Source organism: Mycobacterium sp. (assembly GCF_019243155.1).
In the GTDB taxonomy this organism is placed as follows: domain Bacteria; phylum Actinomycetota; class Actinomycetes; order Mycobacteriales; family Mycobacteriaceae; genus Mycobacterium.
In genome coordinates this window covers 1-3,422 of sequence record NZ_JAFAUS010000241.1, presented here as the reverse complement: position 1 = coordinate 3,422, position 3,422 = coordinate 1, and the positions used below count along the sequence as shown (strand labels likewise).

Below are 3,422 nucleotides of genomic sequence, written 5' to 3'. Positions count from 1 at the left end.
GCCGACGTCTACGAACACGGGCCGCTGCCCGAATGCGTGGCGCTGCTGGTGTCCGGCGGACACACCCACCTGCTGCATGTGCGGTCCCTCGGCGAACCGATGATCGAGCTGGGCAGCACCGTCGACGATGCCGCCGGCGAGGCCTACGACAAGGTGGCGCGACTGCTGGGGCTGGGCTACCCGGGCGGCAGGGTGCTCGACGAGCTGGCCCGCACCGGCGACCGCAACGCCATCGCGTTTCCGCGCGGCATGACCGGTCCCGCCGACGACCCGTATGCGTTCAGCTTCTCGGGCCTGAAGACCGCCGTGGCGCGGTATCTGGAAAGCCACCCGGATGCGGTCAACGCCGACATCGCGGCCGGCTTCCAAGAGGCCGTCGCCGACGTACTGACGATGAAGGCGGTGCGTGCGGCGACCGGGCTCGGCGTTTCGACGCTGCTGATCGCCGGCGGAGTGGCCGCGAATTCGCGATTGCGGGAGCTGGCGGCGCAGCGTTGTGCGGCCGCGGGCCTGACGCTGCGCATCCCCAAGCCCCGGTTGTGCACCGACAACGGGGCGATGATCGCCTCGTTCGCCGCGCACCTGGTGGCCGCCGGCGCGCCGAAGTCGCCGCTGGACGTGCCCAGTGACCCCGGCCTGCCGGTGGTGCACGGGCAGCTGCCCTGAGCGCTGGACTCATACGCGACGATCAAAAGCTCCGGCGTGATCCCGTTCAAGCGAAGCGCCATGGCGTCTGCCTGTGGTTTTGCTTCGGCAACGGGGCGCCCTTGAGTGCTAGCACTCGCGTGTATAGAGTGCTAGGTGGCAATCGGCCAAGCCCTGTGTCGGCACCCGCGACGACGGCGCTCGGGCACGGACGGATGCCGACCACCTGATAATTCGGAAGGTTCGGGGCGAGCCCCGGACCGGCCGCCAACTCCGGCCGGGGCGCACGCCCCGGACCCGGGATCTACACCAGTCCGGGGCGAAGGCCCCGGACCCGAACTAACTAGTGGAGGCTCCAATCGTGGCGAAGGTGAAGATCAAGCCACTCGAGGACAAGATTCTCGTGCAGGCCAACGAGGCCGAGACCACGACCGCGTCCGGTCTGGTCATTCCTGACACCGCCAAGGAGAAGCCCCAGGAGGGCACCGTCGTCGCAGTCGGCCCCGGCCGGTGGGACGAGGATGGCGCGAAGCGGATCCCGGTCGACGTCTCGGAGGGTGACACCGTCATCTACAGCAAGTACGGCGGCACCGAGATCAAGTACAACGGTGAGGAATACCTGATCCTGTCGGCACGCGACGTGCTGGCTGTCGTATCCAAGTAAGCAAGCGTGTTCCGCCCCGGCAATCCCCGTGTTCAATCACGGGTGATTTCCGGGGCGGCATGCGTTATCGCCCCTCTTAAAGGAACCTGATGAGCAAGCAGATTGAGTACGACGAGACCGCGCGCCGCGCCATCGAAGCCGGCGTGAACGCGCTCGCCGACGCTGTGCGCGTGACCCTGGGCCCGCGCGGCCGGCACGTGGTGCTGGCCAAGGCATTCGGCGGCCCGACGGTCACCAACGACGGCGTGACCGTCGCGCGTGAGATCGACCTGGAAGACCCCTTCGAGAACCTGGGCGCCCAGCTGGTGAAGTCGGTGGCCACCAAGACCAACGACGTCGCGGGCGACGGCACCACGACCGCGACCGTGCTGGCGCAGGCGTTGGTCAAGGGCGGCCTGCGACTCGTCGCGGCCGGCGCCAACCCCATCGAGCTGGGCGTCGGTATCAGCAAGGCCGCCGACGCGGTGTCCGAGGCGCTGCTGGCGTCGGCCACCCCGGTGTCCGGCAAGAAAGCGATCGGGCAGGTGGCGACCGTGTCCTCGCGTGACCAACAGCTCGGCGAGCTGGTCGGCGAGGCTATGAGCAAGGTGGGCACCGACGGCGTGGTCAGTGTCGAGGAATCCTCGGGGCTGAGCACCGAGCTCGAGTTCACCGAGGGCGTCGGTTTCGACAAGGGTTTCCTGTCGGCATACTTCGTCACCGACTTCGACTCGCAGCAAGCCGTTCTCGACGACCCGGTGATCCTGCTGCACCAGGAGAAGATCAGCTCGCTGCCGGACCTGCTGCCCCTGCTGGAGAAGATCGCCGAGTCGGGCAAGCCGCTGCTGATCATCGCCGAGGACATCGAGGGCGAGGCCCTGGCGACGCTGGTCGTCAACTCGATCCGCAAGACGCTGAAGGCAGTTGCGGTCAAGGCGCCGTTCTTCGGTGACCGCCGCAAGGCGTTCCTGGACGACCTGGCGGTCGTCACCGGCGGCCAGGTGATCAACCCCGACGCCGGCCTGGTGCTGCGCGAGGTCGGGACCGACGTGCTGGGCTCGGCCCGCCGCGTCGTGGTCAGCAAGGACGACACGATCATCGTCGACGGCGGCGGCGCGAAGGATGCCGTTGCCAGCCGCATCAAGCAGTTGCGGGGCGAGATCGAGAACAGCGACTCCGACTGGGACCGCGAGAAGCTGCAGGAGCGGTTGGCCAAGCTCGCCGGCGGCGTGGCCGTCATCAAGGTGGGCGCGGCTACCGAGACCGCGCTCAAGGAACGCAAGGAAAGCGTCGAGGATGCCGTCGCGGCGGCGAAGGCCGCCGTGGAAGAGGGCATCGTCGCGGGCGGTGGGTCGGCACTCATCGGAGCCCGCTCGGCGCTGGCGGAGCTGCGCGCGTCGCTGAAGGGCGACCAGGCCGCGGGTGTCGGCGTGTTCTCCGACGCGCTGGCGGCTCCTCTGTACTGGATCGCAGCCAACGCCGGGCTCGATGGCGCGGTCGTGGTGCACAAGGTCGGCGACCTGCCGGCCGGGCAGGGCCTCAACGCGGCCACGCTCGAGTACGGCGACCTGATCAAGCAAGGTGTCGTCGACCCGGTCAAGGTGACGCGGTCCGCGGTGCTCAACGCCGCGTCGGTGGCCCGGATGGTGCTGACCACCGAGACGGCCGTCGTCGACAAGCCCGCCGACGAGGCCGACGACCACGGTCACGGCCATGGTCATCACCACCATCACTAGTTGCTGAACGAAAATGCCCCGGCCAACTGGTCGGGGCATTTTCGCTTCATTGCTGGCGTTTACTCGCGGCATGGACCGCTTCTGGCAGTGGGCGTGGGATCGACACGGCGCGAGGTATTCGTGGGTGTGCTTCGTGTTCACCTTCGCCGCGTTGCTGCCGCTCTACCTCCTATGGTCACTTGTTGTGCTCGCCTATGAGCATTCCGATCGACAGGTCGAGGTAGCCGCCTACACCGTCGTCGCCGGTCTAGTGCTTGCGTACCTGGTAGTCCTTCCCGGTCTCGACGGGATGCGACTCGTCGAGCGATGGGCCGCGGGTGACAATGTCGATCCGGCGAGAGCGCTGGAGTCCACTTATATCTACGGTCGTCGGACAGTCGTCCGAACTGTCGTCGGCG

General features: G+C 67.8%; 2 protein-coding genes and 2 pseudogenes. All 4 read left to right on the top strand.

Going from position 1 to position 3,422, the window contains the following annotated elements:
* Positions 1 to 666 (top strand): annotated as a pseudogene (locus tag JOZ00_RS11860) (tRNA (adenosine(37)-N6)-threonylcarbamoyltransferase complex transferase subunit TsaD); the annotation flags it as partial.
* 340 nt (positions 667 to 1,006) lie between these two features.
* Positions 1,007 to 1,309: a co-chaperone GroES gene (groES, locus tag JOZ00_RS11855; RefSeq protein ID WP_077078386.1), complete on the top strand. Its 303-nt coding sequence runs from the start codon at positions 1,007 to 1,009 to the stop codon at positions 1,307 to 1,309.
* An 89-nt stretch (positions 1,310 to 1,398) separates the two neighbouring features.
* On the top strand, positions 1,399 to 3,024 hold the full coding sequence (groL, locus tag JOZ00_RS11850; RefSeq protein WP_293344039.1) for a chaperonin GroEL: 1,626 nt from the start codon (positions 1,399 to 1,401) through the stop codon (positions 3,022 to 3,024).
* A 70-nt stretch (positions 3,025 to 3,094) separates the two neighbouring features.
* Positions 3,095 to 3,422 (top strand): annotated as a pseudogene (locus JOZ00_RS11845) (adenylate/guanylate cyclase domain-containing protein); the annotation flags it as partial.

What these genes read in the sequence shown, in the direction of transcription:
- groL (WP_293344039.1), top strand. Translation starts at nt 1,399, where the DNA reads ATGAGCAAGCAGATTGAGTACGACGAGACCGCGCGCCGCGCCATCGAA.